The sequence below is a fragment of the Actinoplanes sp. NPDC048988 genome (genome assembly GCF_043197815.1).
GTDB lineage: Bacteria > Actinomycetota > Actinomycetes > Mycobacteriales > Micromonosporaceae > Actinoplanes.
The window spans coordinates 264355-285838 of sequence record NZ_JBICTW010000009.1; the positions used below are offsets into that span (position 1 = coordinate 264355).

The 21484-nt window shown below is 69.5% G+C and carries 19 protein-coding genes; 8 read left to right on the plus strand and 11 right to left on the minus strand.

All coding sequences use genetic code 11. The annotated features are described in order from the left end of the window. The first annotated feature begins 894 nt into the window (after positions 1-894). Entirely contained in the window at positions 895-1374 is a 480-nt protein-coding gene (locus ACGFJ7_RS27530; protein ID WP_392644504.1) for a hypothetical protein, read from the plus strand. Between the two features lie 51 nt (positions 1375-1425). Next, entirely contained in the window at positions 1426-2589 is a 1164-nt protein-coding gene (locus tag ACGFJ7_RS27535; RefSeq protein ID WP_392644567.1) for an MFS transporter, read from the plus strand. A gap of 47 nt (positions 2590-2636) precedes the next feature. On the opposite strand, the gene ACGFJ7_RS27540 is transcribed toward ACGFJ7_RS27535, so the two are convergent. Continuing rightward, the gene (locus ACGFJ7_RS27540; RefSeq protein ID WP_392644505.1) at positions 2637-4316 is read right to left on the minus strand and encodes a substrate-binding domain-containing protein; all 1680 of its coding nucleotides are present in this window, start codon (positions 4314-4316) and stop codon (positions 2637-2639) included. Positions 4317-4480: 164 nt separating this feature from the next. Next, positions 4481-5236: a class I SAM-dependent methyltransferase gene (locus ACGFJ7_RS27545; protein ID WP_392644507.1), complete on the minus strand. Its 756-nt coding sequence runs from the start codon at positions 5234-5236 to the stop codon at positions 4481-4483. Between the two features lie 61 nt (positions 5237-5297). Here ACGFJ7_RS27545 and ACGFJ7_RS27550 point away from each other — a divergent pair, with 61 nt between their 5' ends. Further along, positions 5298-5999 carry a maleylpyruvate isomerase family mycothiol-dependent enzyme gene (locus ACGFJ7_RS27550; RefSeq protein ID WP_392644509.1) on the plus strand — a complete coding sequence of 234 codons (702 nt, stop codon included), beginning with the start codon at positions 5298-5300 and terminating at the stop codon, positions 5997-5999. Between the two features lie 1276 nt (positions 6000-7275). On the opposite strand, the gene ACGFJ7_RS27555 is transcribed toward ACGFJ7_RS27550, so the two are convergent. Next, on the minus strand, positions 7276-8199 hold the full coding sequence (locus ACGFJ7_RS27555; protein ID WP_392644511.1) for a LysR family transcriptional regulator: 924 nt from the start codon (positions 8197-8199) through the stop codon (positions 7276-7278). Positions 8200-8270: 71 nt separating this feature from the next. Between ACGFJ7_RS27555 and ACGFJ7_RS27560 the strand changes: the two genes are divergently transcribed. Genes ACGFJ7_RS27560 through ACGFJ7_RS27570 form a run of 3 tightly spaced genes read left to right on the plus strand, consistent with a single transcriptional unit; the run spans position 8271 to position 11700 of the window. Beyond that, positions 8271-9005: a succinate dehydrogenase cytochrome b subunit gene (locus ACGFJ7_RS27560; RefSeq protein WP_392644513.1), complete on the plus strand. Its 735-nt coding sequence runs from the start codon at positions 8271-8273 to the stop codon at positions 9003-9005. A 2-nt stretch (positions 9006-9007) separates the two neighbouring features. Beyond that, on the plus strand, positions 9008-10954 hold the full coding sequence (locus ACGFJ7_RS27565; RefSeq protein WP_360252863.1) for a fumarate reductase/succinate dehydrogenase flavoprotein subunit: 1947 nt from the start codon (positions 9008-9010) through the stop codon (positions 10952-10954). Then, positions 10954-11700 carry a succinate dehydrogenase/fumarate reductase iron-sulfur subunit gene (locus tag ACGFJ7_RS27570; protein WP_392644515.1) on the plus strand — a complete coding sequence of 249 codons (747 nt, stop codon included), beginning with the start codon at positions 10954-10956 and terminating at the stop codon, positions 11698-11700. Before ACGFJ7_RS27565 ends, ACGFJ7_RS27570 begins: the two co-directional genes overlap by 1 nt. A 126-nt stretch (positions 11701-11826) precedes the next feature. Here the strand turns inward: ACGFJ7_RS27570 and ACGFJ7_RS27575 are convergent, their stop codons facing one another. Next, positions 11827-12402 (minus strand): TetR/AcrR family transcriptional regulator, encoded by a 576-nt coding sequence (locus tag ACGFJ7_RS27575; RefSeq protein WP_360252869.1) that lies wholly within the window; start codon positions 12400-12402, stop codon positions 11827-11829. Positions 12403-12438: 36 nt separating this feature from the next. Here ACGFJ7_RS27575 and ACGFJ7_RS27580 point away from each other — a divergent pair, with 36 nt between their 5' ends. After that, entirely contained in the window at positions 12439-13776 is a 1338-nt protein-coding gene (locus tag ACGFJ7_RS27580) for an FAD-dependent monooxygenase (protein WP_392644518.1), read from the plus strand. Positions 13777-13779: 3 nt separating this feature from the next. Here the strand turns inward: ACGFJ7_RS27580 and ACGFJ7_RS27585 are convergent, their stop codons facing one another. Genes ACGFJ7_RS27585 through urtC form a run of 6 tightly spaced genes read right to left on the minus strand, consistent with a single transcriptional unit; the run spans position 13780 to position 19209 of the window. Further along, a complete protein-coding gene (locus ACGFJ7_RS27585; protein WP_392644520.1) occupies positions 13780-14367 on the minus strand; it encodes a TetR/AcrR family transcriptional regulator in 588 nt (195 codons plus the stop codon). Continuing rightward, positions 14352-14921, minus strand: coding sequence for a TetR/AcrR family transcriptional regulator (locus ACGFJ7_RS27590; RefSeq protein WP_360252878.1), 570 nt, complete (start codon positions 14919-14921; stop codon positions 14352-14354). Before ACGFJ7_RS27590 ends, ACGFJ7_RS27585 begins: the two co-directional genes overlap by 16 nt. Continuing rightward, entirely contained in the window at positions 14921-16624 is a 1704-nt protein-coding gene (locus ACGFJ7_RS27595) for a purine-cytosine permease family protein (protein ID WP_392644522.1), read from the minus strand. Before ACGFJ7_RS27595 ends, ACGFJ7_RS27590 begins: the two co-directional genes overlap by 1 nt. A gap of 56 nt (positions 16625-16680) precedes the next feature. After that, the gene (locus ACGFJ7_RS27600) at positions 16681-17364 is read right to left on the minus strand and encodes an ATP-binding cassette domain-containing protein (protein WP_392644524.1); all 684 of its coding nucleotides are present in this window, start codon (positions 17362-17364) and stop codon (positions 16681-16683) included. Position 17365: 1 nt separating this feature from the next. After that, positions 17366-18115: an urea ABC transporter ATP-binding protein UrtD gene (gene urtD / locus ACGFJ7_RS27605; RefSeq protein WP_392644526.1), complete on the minus strand. Its 750-nt coding sequence runs from the start codon at positions 18113-18115 to the stop codon at positions 17366-17368. After that, on the minus strand, positions 18112-19209 hold the full coding sequence (gene urtC / locus ACGFJ7_RS27610) for an urea ABC transporter permease subunit UrtC (RefSeq protein WP_392644528.1): 1098 nt from the start codon (positions 19207-19209) through the stop codon (positions 18112-18114). The genes urtD and urtC overlap by 4 nt, the downstream gene beginning before the upstream one ends. Before the next feature lie 159 nt (positions 19210-19368). Here urtC and ACGFJ7_RS27615 point away from each other — a divergent pair, with 159 nt between their 5' ends. Continuing rightward, a complete protein-coding gene (locus ACGFJ7_RS27615; RefSeq protein WP_392644530.1) occupies positions 19369-20538 on the plus strand; it encodes an RNA-guided endonuclease InsQ/TnpB family protein in 1170 nt (389 codons plus the stop codon). A 58-nt stretch (positions 20539-20596) separates the two neighbouring features. On the opposite strand, the gene urtB is transcribed toward ACGFJ7_RS27615, so the two are convergent. Beyond that, complete coding sequence (gene urtB / locus ACGFJ7_RS27620) at positions 20597-21481, minus strand: urea ABC transporter permease subunit UrtB (RefSeq protein WP_360252893.1); 885 nt, start codon at positions 21479-21481, stop codon at positions 20597-20599. Positions 21482-21484 lie beyond the last annotated feature (3 nt).

Below are 21484 nucleotides of genomic sequence, written 5' to 3' on the forward strand. Positions count from 1 at the left end.
GTACGTCTGGGTTCCGCGCCCGCTTCCCGAGCGTGTTCCGCGCCCGCTTTTCGAGCGGGTTCCGCGCCCGAGCGGGTTCCGCGCCCGAGCGGGTTCCGCGCCCGCTTTCCGAGCGGGTTCCGCGCCCGCTTCCCGACCGGGTTCCGCGCCCCCGCTGGTTCCGGTTCGCGTTGCCGTGCTGGTTCCGGTTCGCGTTGCCGTGCCAGGTCCAGTCCGCCCTTCTGCGCTGGGTCCGGTCCGCCTTCCAGCGCCGGGTGCGCGCTCGTGTCATGCCTCTGTTCCGAGCGCTTTGCGCCCATCTTCCGTGCCCATTGCGCGGAATTCTGCGATGGCTGGGCGCAGCAGGCCGAGGTAGTGGGGTGCAGGTTCAGGCGCGTCAGAGCGGGCGATGGCTGGCGAAGCGAGCCGGCGTCGAGCACGTGGAGGGTCGACGCGCGGCGGGAAGGCTGTGCGGCGGGAACCGGCGCAGCGGGTCCAGGGGTTAGGCGGGCGACGGCAGGTAAAGCGGGCCGGCGCCCGAGCGCGTCGAGGACCGAGGGACGGCGGGAAGGCTCTGCAGCGAGGCGCGGCGGGGCGAGACGAGACGCGGTTGGGGCGTGGCGCGGCTGGGCGAGGCGCGGCGTGACGGTGGCGTGGCTGAGCGCGGCGTGACGGTTGCGAGGCGTGGGAGGCCGGGACGTGGTGGGCGGGACGCGGCGCAGCGGGGGTGGGGTGCGGCGGGGTGCGGCGGAGTGACGGGGTGCGGCGGAGTGACGGGGGGCCAGAGTCGGCCCGGCGGGGCGGTTCGAGGGGCGGCGCGAGGCTGGCGAACTTGGGGAATCAAGTGCCGCGAAGGAGGTGGGCGGGGCGCCTAGATTGTCAATGATTTATTGACAAGTGCGCTAAGGTGAGAGCATGGAAGGACTTGAAGGGCTGCGGCGGATTCCTGCGGCTCGGGCTCGGCTTGATGCGGAGGAGCTGGGGCTTATCGATCAGGCTCGGCGGGCGGGGGCTACCTGGTCGGACATTGCGGCTGCGCTGGGGCTGGGTAGCCGGCAAGCGGCTGAGCAGCGGCGGGTTCGGCTGGTGGCGGCGGCTGGGCGGCCGGTGGTCGACGAGGAGTTCGGGGAGCGGGTTGCCGCGCTGCGGGCGGCGGCCGTTGAGGTGTATCGGCGGATCGGGGCCGATCGGCGGTGGGATCGGCGGTTCACTCGGGCCGCCCTGGTTCGGGACACGCTGGCGACCGCCTCCGAAGCGCCTGCGGGGGCACTGTTCTTCCTGGTCGAGGCATCTGTGGGGGACCTGTCCGAGGCGGCCGGGGCGATGCCGGGGCCGACCCGGGCGGCCATCGAGCGGCTTCGGGCAGCGTTGGAGGCGGCCAAGCCCCGTACTTGACACATTGACACTCAACTCCCGAAGATGTGGGCTCAACCTTCGGGGGTGGCCATGCGCCGTAACGCGTTTCTGCTTGTTCTGATCTCGATCTTGTCGGGGTTCGGGAGTACGGCGATGAGCATCGCCGCCGGCCTCTGGGTTCTCGACCTGACCGGGTCGGTCAGTTTCGCGGCGCTGACCGCCGTCTGCCTGTACCTGCCCACGTTTGCCGGGCCGTGGCTCGGTGTTCTGGTCGACCGTCTGCCGCGACGTCCGCTTCTGATCGGGGCCGACCTGGCCCTCGGCGGTGTCCTGCTGACACTGCTCACGGTGCACTCCGCGGGCGGGGTGTGGCTGATCTTCGCCGTGCTGCTCTTCCGGGGCGTCGTCTATGTGGTGAGCGACGCCGGTGAGACCGCGATCCTGCCGTCCGCGCTGCCGAAAGCGATGCTGGGCGACGTCAACGGCTGGCGCTCCAGCGCGCAGGAAGGGATGAAGCTCGTCGCGCCGCTGGCCGGCGCCGCCCTCTACGCCTGGCGGGGCGTCGCCCCGGTCATCCTGATGAGCGCCGCGATACCTCTGCTCACGGCCGCCTGCTACGCGGCTCTGCGGGTGACCAGCGTGATCGGTGAGGCGACCGCTCGGCACAAGGGCGGCCTGACGGCGCTTTTCCGGATTCCCGAGGTCCGTACGCCGGTAGTGGTCGCCGGGATCGCCATCGGAATGTCCGGCCTGTGCAACGCCGCGGTGCTGGCTCACCTCGTACGGGACCTGAGTCTGCCCTCGACTTATCTTGGTTTTCTGGCCACCGCGCAGGGCGCCGGTTCCATCGCCGGGGGACTGATCGTCGGCCGTCTGCTCGCCCGCGGCAGCCCGGTGGCCGTGGCCGCGTACGGCTCCCTCGTCTTCGCCGCCGGTTGCCTGTCGTCGTCGCTGCCCTGGTGGCCCGCGATGATCACCGGAAGCGTCCTGATCGGGGTGGGACTGCCGTGGGCGCTGATCGCCGGCATCACCGCGGTGCAGACCAGCACCCCCGACCACCTGCTGGGCCGGGTCGGCGCTACCTCGACCACTGTCATGTTCGGCCCGGTCGCGCTCGGCATTCCGCTCGGCTCAGTCCTGATCCACCTCGGCACCGTACTGCCGTTGTGGATCGCCGCCGCCGTCACCGTGACCGCCGCCGTCCTCGTCCGGCGCCGCCACCCGGCCGCCCAGCCGGCGGTGAGCAGCCGATGAGGCCCAGGCGTCGCCCGGCTTGTTTCGTCGACCGGGCAGCTGATGACTCAGCGGGGCGCGTGGGCCGCCAGGAACGCCTTCGCTATCGCCGAGGACAGGTCGGCCGGGTTGGTCGCGGCGAAGGCCTTGCCGCCCGTCGCGGCGGACATGTCGTTCAGGGCCTTCATGTCGACGTCCGGGCCGTAGCCGACCGCCAGCACGGGCACCGGCCGGTTCGGGTCCTGCTGCTCGGCCAGCTTCTGCATGAACTGGGGCTGCGACATCTTGAACGTCGACTCGCCGTCCACGCCGTCGGTGAGCACCACGACCAGCGTGACCGCGCCCTGCCGCACCTTGGGCCGCATCTCGGCGACACCGTCGAGGACGGTCTGGTAGAGCGGCGTGCCCGAGTTGTCGGCCGCCCGGTATCCGGCCATCGCCGCGCCCAGGGCCTCGCGGCGCGTCGCGTCCTTGACGGCGCCGGTGATGGGCCCGAACGGGACGGCCTCGACGTGCGCGGGACTGGACGGCGTCGGCTGGCCGAAGAACCACATGCCGACGCTGGTGTCCTCGGCGAACAGCTCGGCCGCGATGCCGCCGGACTCCCGCAGCAGCGCGGCCCGGGTGGTGCTGCGGCCGCCGGGCGCGGTGATCTTCTGGTTCATCGAGCCGGAGGCGTCTATCAACAGCAGCACCTGCGTGGTCAGCGACTTGTAGCCGGACCAGAGCGCGGCCGAGGCGAGCAGCTGCTGAGGCTCGCCGGTCAGCGGCATCGCGTTCGGGCTGGCGGTGGTGCGGAAACCGGCGCGGGTCAGGGCCGGCTTGGTGATGGCCGCGCGCAGGCGCTGGGTCAGGTCGGCGTCCCGGTTGTTGTGCGCGATCGCGAACGGGTAGTCGGCCTCGACCAGCCCGTCGACCGGGGTGGCCCCGTCGAGCTTCAGCGTGTGATTGCCGGCCTGGTACGCCTTCAGCTGCTGCTCGGTCGTCGGGAAGACGCCGATCGAGGACACGACGCTGCTGTTGTTCCACTCGGTGGCGAGCCGGGCCATCAGCTGCGCCGGGTCGGACGTCGCGTCGGTGAGCCGGCTGCGCAGGGTGAGCGCGCGCAGTTGCGCGATGCCGGCGTCGGGCGTCGTGCGCGCCATGGCCTTGTTCACCGCGTACACCGAAAGCATGCCGATCGTGCTGGTCTGCGGGTCGGCCATGGTCACGGCCGGGATCTGTCCCTTGGCCGCGCCCGCGGTGATCTTGGCCCAGGACGTCTTGCCACCCGGGGCGATCTGGTCGGTGAGGCTGGTGGGTCCGGCGATGACCACCGGCGTACGGGCGAGGGGTTCGCTTTCGACCTTGTACGACGCACCCCGCACGCCCGCGAGCGCGACCCAGGCGCTGCTGGAGGGGATCCACACGTCGTACTTGACCGAGGCGGACGCCGTGACCGCCGGCTCCTCGGCGACGACCTCGATCGGCCCGCACTTGTCGGACGGGTCGTCGTTGAAGGTGCGCGCGGCGGCCTGGACCACCGGGGCGATCTCGGGTGCGGCCGCGACGACCAGGTCGGCGTCGGGGCACTGGGAGGCCGAGGCGGCCGGGGCCGGCCCGGCCGTGGGGTCGGCGGGCTCGCGGCTGTACATCCACCAGGTCGTGGCGCCGGCGACGGCGACGAGCATGAGGACGATCGCCGCGGCCAGCAGGAAACGGCCGGCGCCGCCGCCCTCGGGCGACCGGTGCGAGCTCGGTTCATCCATGGGCGGCTGGTTACGCCGCGCTATATCCGACATCGCACCCACCTCTCCATCACAAGGTCCACAACTGTTACCGATTCCCCGGACGAGAGCGAATAGTAGTCACATATTCATCGTTGACAACGCCCAGCCCCGGATTGGCAGGTTCCCGACAGTGCGCGGGACGTCTAGCCCGTACCCTGCGGCCGCGCCACCGCAACCATGATCAATTCACCGTCTTCGCCCAGGCCGGCGGGCTCGCGGGCCCATCCCCCATAGACGCGATCGACATCGAAGCCGGCCGCTTCGACATCCGCCCGAAGTTCCTCTTCGGATCGAAAACGGAGCGTGGCTTCGCTGATCAACTCATCACTCTCCGTAAATACGAAGTGATGCGTAAAGGAGATCGTTCCCTCGTTTCGACCATTTACCTCCGTCCATGCGTGCACCACGTCGCCGTCCGGCCGGACGATGACCCGGCGCGAGTCGGCGGGGTTCCACCTCTCCCACTCCCGATATACGGGGTCGCGGCTGTCAAAGATCAATCGCCCGCCGGGAAGCAGCGACCGGCGCAGCGCGCGCAGGGCGCCCGACCACTCCTCGTCACCGACGAGGAACTGCGCCACGTGACTGGTGAGCAGCGCCGCGTCGAACGACAGGGCCGGCAGCACCTCGTACGACCCCTCGACCCACCGCACCAGCTCGGCGCCCGGCTTCCGCCGCGCCGCCGCCAGCGAGGCCGGAGCCGGGTCGACACCGGTCACCTCGTGCCCGGCCCGCGCCATGGCGATGGCGAGCCGGCCCGTACCGCACCCGAAGTCAAGTACGCGGGGCGCCGACCTCTCGGCCAACACGGCCATGAAGAAGTCGTCGTCCCACCCCCACACGTTCTCGGCGTCGTACACCGCCACGAGCCGAGGATCCCGGAACTCACCGTGCCACACAGCGATGATGCTAAATCTTTACGGGCCCGTGCCCCATCGCTCGTGAAGGTAAGGTCCGGTGATGGACTGGCTGCCGCCGGAGCGATACGCCGCCGAACTCGAGGCCGAAACGGCCCGCTTCGCCACGGCGGTCAGCGCACTGCCGGCCTACCGGGTGGTGCCGACCTGCCCCGAGTGGACAGTCAAGGACCTGGTCAACCACGTCGGCACGGGTCATCGCTACGCGGCGCTGATCATCAAGACCGATCAGATGCAGCCGTACGAGGTGATCACCGCTCCCGCGGATCGGACCGCGTGGCTGGCCGACGGGGCGCGGGAGCTGAACGAGGCGGTCGAGGAGCGAGGGTTCCACGGGCGGGTGTGGACGTGGCAGCCGAGACATCTGATCGCGGGCTTCTGGCTGCGCCGGATGGTGCACGACCTGGTGGTGCACCGCTTCGACGCGGACCCGTCCGGCGACCCGGCGACCGACCTGGCGGCGGACGGTGTGGCCGACACGCTGGGGACGTTCGAGATGTTCGACCGGTTGAGCGGGGAGGGGGAGACGTTGCGGTTCGTCGCCTCCGACACCGGGCGGGCGTGGCACGTGACCCGGACGAAGCCGGGCATCGAGTGGGGCGAGAGGCCGGGGGCGGCGGCGGAGGTCACGGTCACCGCTCCCGCACGCGACCTGGTGCTGATCCTCAACCGGCGGATGCGGCCGTCCGCGGTGGAGGGGGAGCGGGCGGTTTGGGAGTCGTGGTGGGAGGGGTCCCGCTTCTAGCCGCGTGCGTGCCCGGCCCGGGGTCGGTGGTTTGCCGCGGCCCGGTGGGTGGGGGGGTGGGCTGGGTGGCCCGGCTGGCGGCTGGGTTGGTGGTTGGGGTGGTTTGCCACGGCCCGGTGGGTGCGGAGTTGGGCTGGGTGGCCCGGCTGGCGGCTGGGTTGGTGGTTGGGGTGGTTTGCCACGGCCCGGTGGGTGCGGAGTTGGGCTGGGTGGCCCGGCTGGCGGCTGGGTTGGTGGTTGGGGTGGTTTGCCACGGCCCGGTGGGTGCGGGGTTGCGCTTGGTTGCCCGGGTGGCGGCTGCGTTATTGAGGCCCTTTTATTGTTCTTATTCCGGCGCCCAAGTTGGCACGATCAACATTGGTTCCGGATGGATCTGGCGGGCCGAGCGCGGGATAATTGGTCATGCGATACCAACAGCTTGGATTATTTACCCGCAAGCAGATGAATGCCATGCGTGACCGCACTTTGGCGCGCAATTGGTCGCCCGAGATGGATGCGTTTCGGCGTGAACATGCGCGTCGCCGCGCGTGGGGTCTCGCTCAGCGCCACGGTTTCAAACTGCTCTGGCTCCGGCGGCAGCGCGACGGGCCGGCGCAACAGTCGGCACCGGCGCGACCGCGCGCCAACCTGGCGCCGGAACTGTTGGGGCTGACTCCCTCGCAGCCGCCGGCGCGGTCCACTGAGGAGGCGAGCGTAGAAGGCGCGGCGGAGGGGCAATTTCAGTTTCGGTCGCCGTGGGTAACGCCCAAGGCGGGCGTCGTGACTGAGGCGGAACCCGAGGCTGCGTCGCACGAGACCGCAGCGCCGGGAACAGAGATATCCGAGATCGCGGCGCCGGAGACGGCGGTGTCTGAGGGTGTGGCGGCGGGGTGTGTAGCGCGGGAGGGTGCGGTGCCCGAAACCGCGGCGTCCGAGTTCGTGGCGCCGAGAACTACGGCGCCGGGGACCGCGGCGCTCGAGATGGCGGCGTCCGGGATGGTGGCGTCCGGAGTGGCGGCGTCCGGAGTGGCGGCGTCCGGAGTGGCGGCGTCCAGGATGGTGGCGTGCGGAATGGCGGCGCCTGGGATGGCAGCGTTCGAGATGGCGGCGGCGGGGTGCGGTGCTGGAAATTGTGGCACTTGAAAGCGCGGCGTCCGGAAATGCGGCACTTGAAAAGGTGACTGCTGAGAACTGCGGTACTTGAATACGTGGTTTCCGGAATTGCGATCTACTGCGTTATGACTGTGCTTTCGGTGAGGGTGGGCCGAAATGCGGTTCGTATTGCGGGAGGGATTGTCTACAACGGGCGTACGCCGGCTGGTAGCTGTTGGGTTGCCACGTGGTGCAGGAGGGTGGTTCGCAGGGCCTCGGCGGCGTGGGGGAGCACCGACCTCTTGCGGTGGGCCAGGGCGATGGTCCGCCTCATGCCGGGTGGGGCCAGGGGAGTGGCGCGCAGCAGGGGGCGGTTGGCCAGCACCATGCTCGGGACCAGGGCTACGCCCAGGCCGGCCTCGACGAAGGCCAGGACCGCGTCCATCTCGCCGCCCTCTACGGCGAACTTGGGGGTGAAGCCGGCCTTGCGGCAGGCGTCCAGGGTGACGCCTCGGATGTCGTAGCCGGCTCGGAACATGACCAAGGGGGTGTGTTCCAGTTCCGACAGGGCGATCTGGGCATGGATCGTGGGGGCCGGGCCGTCGGCCACCGAGGCCACCACCAGGCTTTCGCGCAGTACGGGGGTTGCCGTCAACGCCTCGTCGACGCCCTCCTCGGGCTGGACGATCAGGGCCAGGTCCAAGGTGTGCGCGTGCAGGTTCTCGATGAGGTCCTGGGAGCCGCCCTCGTTGACGTACAGCTGGATGTCGGGGTGGGCTGTGCGGAACGTGCGCAGCACCTCGGGGACCAAGGACGAGCACAGGCTGGGGGTGGCTCCCAGGCGCACCTCGCCGCGGCGCAGGCCGACGATGTCGGAGACGGCCTCCTGGGCGGCGTCGGCGTCGGCCACCATGCGCTGGGCCAGTGGCAGCAAGGTGTGGCCGGCGGCGGTCAAGGTGACCGCGCCGCGGATGCGTTCGAAAAGGGGAGCGCCGAGGGTCTGTTCGAGGGTGTGAATTTGCTTACTGAGAGTCGGCTGGGAGACGCCCAGATTGTCCGCCGCTTGGGTGAAATGCCGGGTTTGTTCGACTGCGAGAAAGTAGCGAAGCTGCTGGAGCTGCACGTCCATAGCCTATCTCTATGATGACTGCGTGGATCATGCATTAGACGAATCGCGCTGAGGTTCCTACCTTCCAGTGTGTGGCGGTAGATACGACTACGACCCGGAAGGCGGCGGCCGCGAAGGCCCCGGCCCCGGCTGACAAGGCGCGGCGACGCTCCTCGGTCGCCCTTAAGTTCCTCATGGCGGGCACCGGCATTCTGCTGGTCCTGTTCCTGTTCGCGCACATGGTCGGCAACCTGAAGATCTTCTTCGGCGAGGAGACCTTCGATCACTACGCGCACTGGCTGCGGACCATCGGCACGCCCCTGCTGCCGGACGAGTGGTACCTGTGGATCCAGCGCGGCGGACTCACCCTGGCCGTCGTCGCGCACATCTACGCGGCCACCGTGCTGGCCATCCGTGCCCGCAAGGCCCGCCCGGTGAAGTACGCGCACCGGCCCAAGGTGCAGGGCAGCTACGCGGCCCGCACGATGCGCTGGGGCGGCGTGATCGTCCTGCTCTTCGTGATCTACCACATCCTCGACCTCACCACGCTCACGCTGAACCCGAACGGGGTGCACGGCGAGGCGTACCGCAATGTCGCCGAGGACTTCGCTCCCGGCCGCTGGTACGTGACGCTCTTCTACGTGGTGTCGATCGTGGCCGTCGGCTTCCACCTGCGCCACGGCATCTGGAGCGCCGTGCGCACCCTGGGCCAGCAGACCCAGCGCGGCGAGCGCATCGCCCGCGCCAGCGCCCTCGCGCTGTCCCTGGTGCTGGTCGTCGGCTACCTCTCGGTGCCGTTCGCGGTGACCATCGGATTGGTGGATTGATCATGAGTGACTTCTGGACCGAGGGCGACCCGATCGCCGACACCGCCGCGCCGGACGGGCCCATCGAGACCCGCTGGGAGCGCCGCCAGTTCTCGGCCAAGCTGGTCAACCCGGCCAACCGCCGCAAGCTGACCGTGATCGTGGTCGGCACCGGCCTGGCCGGCGGCTCGGCCGCCGCGACCCTGGCCGAGGCCGGGTACCACGTCAAGTCGTACTGCTATCAGGACAGCCCGCGGCGCGCGCACTCGATCGCCGCGCAGGGCGGCATCAACGCCGCCAAGAACTACCGCAACGACGGCGACTCGATCTACCGCCTGTTCTACGACACCGTCAAGGGCGGCGACTTCCGCGCCCGCGAGTCGAACGTCTACCGGCTGGCCAGCGTGTCGGTGAACATCATCGACCAGTGTGTCGCCCAGGGTGTCCCGTTCGCCCGCGAGTACGGCGGCCTGCTCGACAACCGCTCGTTCGGCGGCACCCAGGTGTCGCGGACGTTCTACGCCCGGGGCCAAACGGGTCAGCAGCTGCTGCTCGGCGCCTACCAGGCGATGGAGCGGCAGATCGGCCTCGGCAACATCGAGATGAACGCCCGGCACGAGATGCTCGAGCTGATCATCGTCGAGGGCAAGGCGCGCGGCATCGTGGTCCGCGACATGGTCACCGGCGAGATCACCACCGAGATGGCCGACGCCGTCGTGCTCGCCTCCGGCGGTTACGGCAACGTCTTCTTCCTCTCCACCAACGCCAAGGGCTGCAACGTCACCGCGTCGTGGCGCGCGCACCGCAAGGGCGCCCTGTTCGCCAACCCCTGCTACACGCAGATCCACCCGACCTGCATCCCCGAGTCCGGCGCCCACCAGAGCAAGCTCACCCTGATGAGCGAGTCGCTGCGCAACGACGGCCGGGTGTGGGTGCCCAAGCGGGCCGAGGACTGCCAGAAGCCGGCCGGCCAGATCGCCGAGGAGGACCGCGACTACTACCTGGAGCGGATCTACCCCTCGTTCGGCAACCTGGTCCCGCGCGACATCGCGTCCCGCGCCGCCAAGAACGTCTGCGACGAGGGCCGCGGTGTCGGCCCCGGTGGTCTCGGCGTCTACCTGGACTTCGCCGACGCCATCAAGCGGCTCGGCAAGAAGGCGGTCGAGGCCAAGTACGGCAACCTCTTCGAGATGTACCAGCGGATCACCGGCGAGGACCCGTACGAGACGCCGATGCGTATCTACCCCGCGGTGCACTACACGATGGGTGGCCTCTGGGTCGACTACGACCTGCAGTCGACCATCCCCGGCCTGTTCGTGGTCGGCGAGGCCAACTTCTCCGACCACGGTGCCAACCGCCTCGGCGCGTCGGCGCTGATGCAGGGCCTGGGCGACGGCTACTTCGTGCTGCCGACGACCCTCGGCAACTACCTGGCCGCCGGCCCCTTCGAGAAGATCTCGCAAGATCATGAAGACGTGAAAGCGGCCCGTCAGCAGGTTGAGGACCGCATCGCGAAGTTCCTGTCGATCAACGGGGACCGCACTGTGGACTCGTTCCACCGCGAGCTCGGCCACATCATGTGGGAGTACTGCGGCATGGAGCGCACCGAGGAGGGCCTGACCAAGGCCATCGGCCTCATCCGCAGCCTGCGCGAGGAGTTCTGGACCCGGGTGAAGGTGCCCGGCACCGGCGAGCAGCTCAACCAGAACCTGGAGAAGGCCGGCCGGGTGGCCGACTTCTTCGAGCTGGCCGAGCTGATGTGCATCGACGCGCTGCACCGCCGCGAGTCGTGCGGCGGCCACTTCCGCGCCGAGAGCCAGACCCCCGACGGTGAGGCGCTGCGCCACGACGACCAGTTCAGCTACGTCGCGGCGTGGGAGTACGCCACCGGTGAGTCCGCCAAGCCGACTCTGCACAAGGAACAGCTCGAATTCGAGTACGTCCACCCCAGCACGCGGAGCTACAAGTAATGGACATCAAAGTAAGGGTGTGGCGTCAGCCGGCCGCGGACGAGGCCGGGCGGATGGTCACGTACGACGTGAAGGACATCTCGCCCGACGCCAGCTTCCTGGAGATGCTGGACGTCCTCAACGAGACGCTGATCCTGTCCGGCGACGACCCGATCGCCTTCGACCACGACTGCCGTGAGGGCATCTGTGGCATGTGCAGCATGGTCATCGACGGCGTGGCGCACGGCCCGGAGAAGGCCACCACGACGTGCCAGCTGCACATGCGGCACTTCAAGGACGGCGACGTGATCGACGTGGAGCCGTGGCGGGCCGCCGCGTTCCCGGTGATCAAGGACCTGGTCGTCGACCGTTCGGCCTTCGACAAGATCATTCAGGCCGGTGGCTACATCACCGCGCCGACCGGTACCGCGCCCGACGCGCACGCCACTCCCGTACCCAAGAAGGACGCCGACCTGGCGTTCGAGGCGGCCACCTGCATCGCCTGCGGCGCCTGCGTGGCGGCCTGCCCGAACGGCTCGTCGATGCTGTTCACCGCGGCCAAGGTGGCCCACCTGGGCCTCATGCCGCAGGGCCAGCCCGAGCGCGACAGCCGCGTCGTCGACATGCTCCAGGCGCAGGACGACGCCGGCTTCGGCGGCTGCACCAACATGGGCGAGTGCGCCCAGGTCTGCCCCAAGGGCATTCCGCTGCACCTCATCGGCCGCCTGAACAGCGACTACCGCAAGGCTCTGCGCAACAGCAACTGAGGCCTGATCTCCGGGGCCGGGCACAACGGCGTGCCCGGCCTTCGGCGTGTCAAAGGCCAGGTCCAGGGCCAGGTCCAGGGCCAAGTCAAGACCGTTTCCCGGTACGCCGTGACAGCCGGCCCGAGCTCAGCGGGCCGCCCCGATGCCGCCGTGGATGAAGCCGGTCAACGTCTCGATCGCCTCCTCGTCCGGGATCTTGCCGAACCAGGCGTCCGCGAACCCCGACGCCAGCATCCCGAACATCGACGCCACCACCAGCGGCCGCCCCGGCAGGTCGAGCCCCACCAGATGCTCGGCCAGGTGGTGCTGGTCGGGCTCCATCATCTCGTCGACGATCCGCGCGAACGACGCGTCGACACTCGCCGCCTGCCGCAGCGCCCCCAGCACCGTGCGGTGCCGCCGATAGAAGTCCCAGTACGCCGCGACGTGGTAGCGGACCGCCTCCCGGTCGGCGAAGTCACTCGTGTGCCCGGGGCTCAGCGCGGCCAGGTCACTCTCGGCCAGCAGGTCGGCCAGCAGCGCCTGGAGCAGCTGCTCCTTGCTCGCGAAGTGCTTGTAGAACGACCCGGTCGCCCGTCCCGCCTCGGCGGTGATGTCGGTGATCTTGGCGTTCAGGTAGCCCGTGCGCTCGAAGACCCGGATGGCGGCCGCCTTGAGCTCGGCCCCCGTCTGCGCCGCCTGCTGCTGTCGAACTCCCGTCACTTGACGCAGGTTATCAGTCCGCTCTACGGTGAATCCATGTTCACTGAATCCATGTTCACCGTCATTGTGGGTGCCGGTCCGACCGGCCTCACCCTCGCCCGCGTCCTGCGGCGCCACGGCGTCCCGTTCCGGATCGTCGAGCGCGAGACCAAGCTCTTCGACGGCTCCCGGGCCAAGGGCCTGCAGCCCCGCACCCTGGAGATCCTCGACGATCTCGGCCTGCTCGACCGCTTCCTGGCGACCGGTGGCGCCTACCCGGAGCTGCTGGTCCACCGGCCCGACGGCGGCACCATGACGCGGCGCATGGCCGAGCCGCGGGACCCGACCCCGGCCGAGCCCTACCCGAACGGGCTCATGCAGCCGCAGTGGCGCACCTCCGAGCTGCTGGCCGACGGCGTGCCGGTCGAGCTCGGCGCCGGCGTCACCGGACTTTCGCAGGACGAAGACCAGGTGCACGTCACTTTGGACACCGGCGAGACGATCACGGCCCGGTACGTCGTCGGAGCGGACGGCGGCCGGAGCACCGTACGGAAAGCCCTGGGTGTGCCCTTTGAAGGCGAGACCTTCGAGACGGAGCAGATGCTCATCGCGGACGTCCGCGTGGAGGGCCTGGACCGCGATCACTGGCACGTGTGGCCGGGCGGCGACGGCAAGTCGCTCAAGCTCGGCCTGTGCCCGCTGCCCGGCACCGAGGATTTCCAGCTCACCGCGTCCCCTTCGGAGGTCTCCCTCGACGAGCTCGTGGAGGGGGTGGGCCTGAAGCTCACGCACGTCGGCTGGCGGTCGCTCTACCGGGCCAACATGCGCATGGTCTCGCGGTACCGGGTCGGCAACGTCTTCCTGGCCGGCGACGCCGCGCACGTGCACTCCCCGGCCGGCGGTCAGGGTCTCAACACCGGCATCCAGGACGCCTACAACCTCGGCTGGAAACTCGCGCTGGGGACACCAGAGCTGATCGAGTCGTACGAACGTGAGCGCCTCCCGGTCGCGGCGGACGTCCTGGGCATCACGACACGCCTGCATCGCGAGGCCACCATGCGCCGCGACGACCCCGCGCTGCGCCAGCTCACCCTGAACTACCGCGACAGCGCGCTCTCCCGCGACCACCGCCCCAGCCCCGGTCGCGTCCGGGCCGGCGACCGCGCCCCCGGCCCGATCTTCGATCTGCTGCGCGGCCCCGGCTTCACCCTGCTGGCCCTCGCCTGGCCGGGCGACCTGCCACCGGGCGCCCACCGCGTCGACGACCCCGAGGTCCTGGACATCTACGACGTCCACGAGCCGACCCTGTTTCTGATCCGCCCCGACAACTACATCGGCTGCGTCTCCCACTCGCCGGACGACATCGCCCGTTACCGGTCGCTGCTCGGCGTCTGAGGCTTATGCGCCCCGCTCCGGAGTGACGCGGTCGCGGATGCTGTCGAGCACGGCCTCCGCGGCCCAGGCGGCGGCGTCGGCGATGTCTCGCCGGTCCATGCCGAACTCGCGGCGGAACGTCACCCAGGTTCCGACGGAGTCGAGGTGGGACAGCGCCGCGATGATCGACCTGCGCTGTGCCGGGTCGAGGGAGGGCACCTCGGCGTCCAGCAGCCGCTCGAGCTGTGCGCGGCCGGGGGAGGGCGCCGCGCCGCTCACGCCGCGCATCGCCGTTTCGGCGACGACGTGCGCGAGTTCCGGCCGCTCGTCGTACCGCTGCATCGCCTCGCGGATCGCGAGCGGGATGTCGAAGAGGGACGGCGACTCCTCGCGGGCGAACAGGGTCGCCTCGATCCACGCCGCGGTCGCCAGCAGCAGGTCGACGCGCGTCGGATAGTTACGGAACACCGTGCGCTCGGCAATGCCGGCCCGGCGAGCGATGACCCGGTACGACACGTCGTCGCTGCCGACCTCCTCGATCAGCTCCGCGTAGGCGGCGAGAATCGCCTCCTGCGTCCCGCTCAGTTCGGGGACGGTCACGGCTGCGCCCACGTCGCGGAGGAGGGCAGCTTGGCCAGTACCGCGTCGACGGCGCGGTCGAACGCGTCGCAGATCTCGCCGGCGTCCAGGTCGAAGCCCGTGCGCAGGCGCGCCCAGAACATCGCCGACGAGAAGTAGCGCAGGGATGCCGCGACCCGCCGCCGGTCCCGGCGGTTGAGCGTCGGCGCCGCCACGTCGAGCATCGCCTCGATCGCCCGCGTGATGTAGGCGGGCTCGGTGTCGAGGGTCGGCGAGATCGCGGACGCCCGGGCGCCGACGTGCGCGTACGCGGGTGACGCGTCGAAGGCCCGGAAACGCTCGTGCACGGCGGCGCGGAAATCGGACACCGTCACGAACGGCGGCAGCGGGAAGCAGGTCTGCTCGATCCAGTTCGAGAGCGCGGCGAGCAGGTGCGGGCGGGTGGGGTACTGGCGGTAGATCGTGCGCTCCGAGATGCCGACCTCGTCGGCGAGGACACGGTAGGAGATGTCGTCGAACGTACGCTCGCGCAGCAGCACCGCGGCGCTCGCGAGAATCGCGGTCGCGGTGTCGACCGGCTCCTCCATCACGTCTCTCCCCGTTGAGATGCCCGTCGGTGTGATGCCCGGCGGGCAGCCGCCCAGCGCGGGGGCCCGGTGACTTCCGGCGGGAGCACGTAGCGATCGGAATCGTCGAGCGCGAGCGCCAGCGACGAGACGTACTGCACCTCGCCGCGCGGCCCTCTCTCAGCCGAGGCCAGCATATCCGGCCGCTCGAACGTATAGCCGGTGACGTGGCATCGGAGCCGCTCGCTGGAGGGGTTGCCGTGCTCGTCGAACCGGGGCGAGTCGATGCCGTCGGAGCGGCGGCGCAGGTAGTACCGCCCCCGCGTGGCGAGGGCCATGACCGGCGTGGTCACGAAGGCGACACCGATCGCGATGAGCACCGAGAACGGCTTGACCGCGTCGCCGAGCAGCCCGCCGAACGCGAGCAGGGACAGCGCCGAGGCGAGGCCCACCGACACGAGCCCCACCGGGTTCCAGTCGTGCAGCATGCCGCGGCGGAACTCGGGGAAGCGCGGCGAGATGTGCAGCACCCGCTTGTTGATCGCGATGTCGGTGGCGATCGTCACGAGCCACGCCATGACGACGTTCGCGTAGAGGCTGAGCACGAAGGAGATGAGGGTGAAGACGTCCAGCATCATGAGCCCGTACGCGATCACCAGGTTGAACAGCACGAAGATCGTGCGACCCGGGTAGTGCTTCGCCATCCGGGTGAAGACGTTCGACCAGGCGAGCGAGCCCGAGTACGCGTTGGTCACGTTGATCTTCACCTGCGCGACCACGATGAGCACCAGGGCGAGGACGATCGCGAGCCAGTCGGGGACGAGGGTCTGGTACATCACGACGAATTGCTTGACCGGCTCGGTCGCCTGGTGCCCGAGAGCGGGTTCGACCCGGACGAGCAGGTAGACGGCGAGGAACACCCCGATCACCTGCTTGGTGCCGCTGAAGACGACCCAGCCCGGGCCGGAGAACACGAACGACGTCCACCATGAGCGGGCGTTCGACGGCGTGCGCGGCGGCATGGCGCGGATGTAGTCGATCTGCTCCGCCAGCTGCGGAGTGAGGGCGAAGCACACCGCCGCGCTCGAGACCACGGCGCCGAAGCTGATCGAGCCGTCGGAGTCGCCGGTGAACGACGTGAAGGCGCGTACCGCCTCGGGGTCGGAGACGACGATCCACAGCAGCGGCAGCAGGGCGAGGGCGAGCCACAGGGGCGTGGTCCAGAACTGCAGGCGCTCCAGCGCCCGCATGCCGTAGATGACGATCGGGATCACGACGACGGTCGAGACGAGATAGCCCAGCCACAGCGGCATCCCCGTCGCCAGCTGGAGCCCCTGCGCCATGATGGCGCCCTCCAGGGCGAAGAAGATGCAGGTGAAACCCGCGAAGACGACGGTCGTGACGATGGAGCCGTAGTAGCCGAATCCCGAGCCGCGGGCGATGAGGTCGAGGTCGAGGTTGTAGCGGGCGGCGTAGTAGGCGACGGGCACGCCCACTATGACGATGATGACCGACGCGAACACGATGCCGAGTACGGCGTTGGGGGTGCCGTGGTCGATGCCGATGCTCGCGCCGATCGAGAAGTCGGCCAGGAACGCGATGGATCCGAGGGCGGTCGCGCCGACGGAGGCCGCGCTCCAGCGCCGGAAGGTGCGCGGCACGTAGCGGAAGGCGTAGTCCTCGAGACTGTCCTCTGCGGCCGCGCGCGCGTTGTCCGTCGACACAGGGCATCGTCGCTGCCCGATGTTACGACGGCATTGCGGGTGCGAGTCACGCCCGCTCAGATCGCCATGGCGGCTCGCACGGTGGAGGTGGCCGCCATGCCACCGGATCCGGTCTGTGTGACGAAACCCGAGGCGAGTACGACGTAGTGCTCGGCCGCCTCCAGGGCGAAGCCGATGTGCTGCTCGACGAGCAGCACGTTGATGCCCTCGCCGGCCAGCTGCATGATGGTGTGCTCGATCTCGGCGACGATCGTGGGCTGGATGCCCTCGGTCGGCTCGTCGAGGATGAGCAGCTTCGGCTCGGTGATGAGGGCGCGGGCGATGGCGAGCTGCTGGCGCTGCCCGCCCGAGAGCAGGCCCGCCTTGCGGGTGGCGAACGTCGCCAGAGCGGGGAAGCGGGCCATCTGCGCGTCGATGAGAGCCTTGCCGCGCCGGCGCCCGCCGGCGACGAGCTGCAGATTCTCCAGCGTCGTGAGCTGGCCGAACGCCTGCTGGCCCTGTGGCACGTACGCCATGCCGCGAGCAACGCGCTGGTGGGGGGCGAGCGACGCGATGTCCTCCCCGTCGAAGAACACGCGGCCCTTCGACGGCTTGATGAGGCCGATCGCGAGACGCAGCAGGGTCGTCTTGCCGGCGCCGTTGTGGCCGAGCACGGCCACCACCTTGCCGGCCGGCACCGTCACCCCGTGCAGCACCCGGGTGCGTCCGTAACCGGCCTCGATGTCGGTGAGTTCCAGCATGTCAGCCCTCCGTGATGGCGTCGGCGGTGCCGAGGTAGACCTCCTGCACCCGGGGATCGGCCTGCACCTCGGCCACCGTCCCCTGGGAGAGCACCCGGCCCTGGTGCAGCACTGTCACCCGGGTGGCGAAACGGCGCATGAAGTCCATGTCGTGCTCGACCACGAGCACGATGCGCCTGGCCGCGATGCGCTGCAGAAGTTCGCCGGTCGCGGTGCGCTCGTCCTGGCTCATGCCGGCGACCGGCTCGTCGAGCAGCAGCACCCGCGCGTCCTGCACGAGCAGCATCGCGATCTCCAGCCACTGTTTCTGGCCGTGCGACAGGATGCCGGCCGGCGTACCGAGCTCGCCGGCGAGACCGGTCTCCTCCAGCGCGTGCTCGATCGACGCCTCGACGCCCCGCCGGGCCCGCAGCAGCGAGGCCGACCGGCGGTGGAGCCCGGCGGCGATGTCGAGGTTCTGCAGGACGGTGAGCTCGTCGAAGACGCTCGCGGTCTGGAAGGTGCGGCCCACCCCGAGGCGGACGATCTTGTGGACCGGCCGGCCGAGCAGTTCCCGGTCGCCGAGCCGCGCCGACCCGGTGGCCCGGGTCAGCCCCGTGACGGCGTCGATGCACGTCGTCTTGCCGGCCCCGTTGGGGCCGATGAGGAACCGGACCTCGCCGGGGTGCGCGTCGAAACAGACGCCGTCGACCGCGACGAAACCCGAGAACTCGACATGGAGATCCGTGACAACCAGTGAAGCGTCCGTCATGAGCGCACCTCTTCCAGATGGGCGGCCGGGCTCACCGGGGCGGGCTGCTCGGCCGGGGTCCGGCGCGCCCACCTCGTCACCCGGGCCGGCAGCGACGACAACCCGTTCGGCAGGAAGAGAATGACGACGATGAACAGAAGCCCGAGGAGGTAGGTCCAGCCGTCGGGCCAGGTCGAGCCGAGGCTCGACTGTCCCCACCCGACCGCCATCGCGCCGAGCGCGGGGCCGAACAGCGAGGCGCGGCCGCCGAGGGCGACGCCCGCGATCATGAAGATCGAGGCGGCGGCGCCGATCTCGGCCGGGGTGATGATGCCGACGATGGGCACGAACAGCGCTCCGCCGATGCTGGCCATCAGCGCGGAGACGACGAAGGCGACGAGCTTGACGTTGGCCGGGTCGTATCCGAGGAAGCGCACCCGTTCCTCGGCGTCCCGGGTGGCGATGAGGAGCTCACCGAAGCGGCTGCGGTACAGCTGCCACACCGCGAGCAGGCACACGATGAGCAGCCCGGCCGCGATCAGATAGACCAGCACCTTGTTCGCCGGGTCGTTCAGCACGAAGCCGAAGAAGTACTTGAAGTCGCTGAGCCCGGTGTCGCCGCCGGTCTCGCGGATCGTGGAGCTGATCAGGACGGCCAGCGCGACGGCGAGCGCCTGCGACAGAATCGCGAAGTACGCGCCCTTCACCCGGCGCTTGAACAGCGCGTAGCCGAGGGCGCCGGCCACCACCACCGGGAGCAGCACGATCGCCAGCAGCGTGAACGCCGCGCTGCGGAACGGCTCCCAGAACACCGGGAGCGGCGCGAGCGGATCGTAGAGCACCATGAACCCGGGGATCCGGTCACCGGCGGTCTCCAGGGTGAGGTGCATGGCCATCGAGTAGGCGCCGAGGGCGAAGAACACCCCCTGCCCCATCACGAGCATCCCGCCCCGGCCCCAGGCCAGGCCGATGCCGACGGCCACGATGGCCCAGCAGCAGTACTTGCCGAGGTTGTTGAGCCAATGCTCGGAGAGGACGAGGGGAGCGACCGCGAGGAGCAGGAGGGCCAACGCCCCGATGCCGCCGATGGAATGCCATGGCTTCATCTTGGTCATCAGGTTCCTTCCGGTAACACTCTGGCCTCCAGGCCGGGGAGGAAGCGGAATGTTCTGCATAGCTGGTCAGAGGTAGCCGATGCGGCGTCGTCGCCGCATCGGTGTCGAAGCAGTTGCCCCGTGACGCAGGTGGTCGTACGGGTGTTCTATCCTCTGAGGATGTCTGCGGGGGAGCGGGGCTACCGGTACCGCTTCTACCCGACGCCTGGCCAGGCCGCGTTGCTGACGCGGACGTTCGGGTGTGTGCGGCTGGTCTACAACATGGGTTTGCAGGCCCGCCAGCAGGCGTGGCAGCAGCGGCAGGAGCGGCTCAGCTACAGCGGCACGTCGGCGTTGCTGACCGGATGGAAGAAGACACCTGAGTACAGCTTCTTGAACGAGGTGTCGTGTGTGCCGTTGCAGCAGTCGCTGCGGCACCTCGACACCGCCTACACCAGGTTCTTCAAGAAAGAGGCCCGGTTTCCGCGGTTCAAGTCGCGGAAACGGTCCCGCCGGTCGGCGGAGTTCACCGCGAGCGCCTTCACCTACGACAACGGCGAGTTGCGGCTGGCGAAGCTGATGGGCGAACCGTTGGACGTGGTGTGGTCGCGGCCGCTGCCCGACGGCGTGGTGCCGTCGACAGTCACCGTGTCGCAGGACCGGGCCGGTCGATGGTTCGTCTCCCTGCGTGTCGAGGCGCCCGCCACTACCGCACCTGCCAGCGAGGGGATGGTCGGGATCGATGCCGGGTTGAACCGGCTGCTCACCCGTTCCGATGGCGGGCGGGTGGACAACCCGCGGCAGGAACGCCGCGAACGTGCCGCCCTCGTTCGGGCGCAGCGGGTTCTGGCGCGTAAGGCGAAGGACTCCCGGAACCGGGAGAAGGCCCGGCTGAGGGTGGCGCGGGTGCATGCCCGCATCGCTGACCGGCGCCGGGACTTGTGGCACAAGGTGACGACCGATCTCGTGCGTGAAAACCAAGTGCTCGTGATCGAGGACCTCGCCGTACGCAACATGCTCAAGAACCACACCCTCGCGCGGGCGATCCACGACGCCTCGTGGGGTTTGTTCCGTACCTTGCTGGAATACAAGGCCGCCGAGTATGGGCGGACGCTGCTCGTGGTTCCACGGTGGTACCCGTCGACCCGGCTGTGCTCGGTGTGCCGGCTGTTGGCGCAGAAGATCGACCTTTCGGTGCGGAAGTGGACCTGCACCGGTTGTGGCACCAGGCATGATCGGGACGTGAACGCGGCCCGCAACATTCTGGCCGCCGGGCTGGCGGCGACGGCCTGTGGAGCTGATATAAGACCTCAACGGGGAACCACCTCCCGAGCGGGCGATCGGCGATGAAACAGGAAACACTCCGGGGCGACCCGGTGGAATTCCCGTCCCTCAGGACGGGGAGATGTCAAGCCAGACTCCTGGTTCGCACCGTGAACAGGCCCTGCGGGCGTAGTTGCAGGAAGACGATCACGAGGATGAAGGCGAGCACCTGCGCCAGGCTGCCGGTGGTCCAGTAGGCGAAGAACGAGAGGGCGACACCCACCGCCCACGCGGCGATGACGGTGCCCTTGAGCTGGCCGATGCCGCCGGCGGCGACGACGAGGAAGGCCGGGATGATGTACTGCGCGCCCATCTGGGAGTTCGTTCCGCCGATGAGTGACGCGGCCACACCCGCGACGCCGGCCAGGCCCGAGCCGACGAAGAAGGTGAGGCGGTCGATGGTGCGGGTGGAGATCCCCGTGGTCTCGGCGAGGTCCCGGTTGTGCACGGTCGCCCGGATGCGGCGGCCGAACGAGGTGTACTTGAGCCAGGCCGACAGCGCGGCGACGCAGACCGCCGCGAGCAGGATGGTGAACAGCTGCCGCATCGGCCAGTCGTAGCCGAGGACGGTCAGCTGCCCGTCGAGCCACCGGGGTTTCTCCACCGGGACGCCTTGGGACGGGAAGATCTGCAGTGCCGCCTGCTGAAGGATCAGGCTGACACCGACCGTGACGAGCAGGGTGTCCAGCGGCCTGCGGTACATCCACCGGATGACGGTGACCTCCAGCAGGAGGCCGAACAGGCCGGCGACCACGAACGCGACCGGCAGCGCGACCGGGATCGACAGGTCGCTGGCCGCGACGACCTGCTGGACGAGGTAGGCGGTGAAGGCGCCGAGCATCAGGAACTCGCCGTGGGCCATGTTGATCACGCCCATCTGCCCGAAGGTGAGCGAGAGGCCCAGGGCGGCGAGCAGGAGCAGGGCACCTTGTGCGCTGCCGTTCAGCAACTGGGGGATCAGCGCGTCCACGTG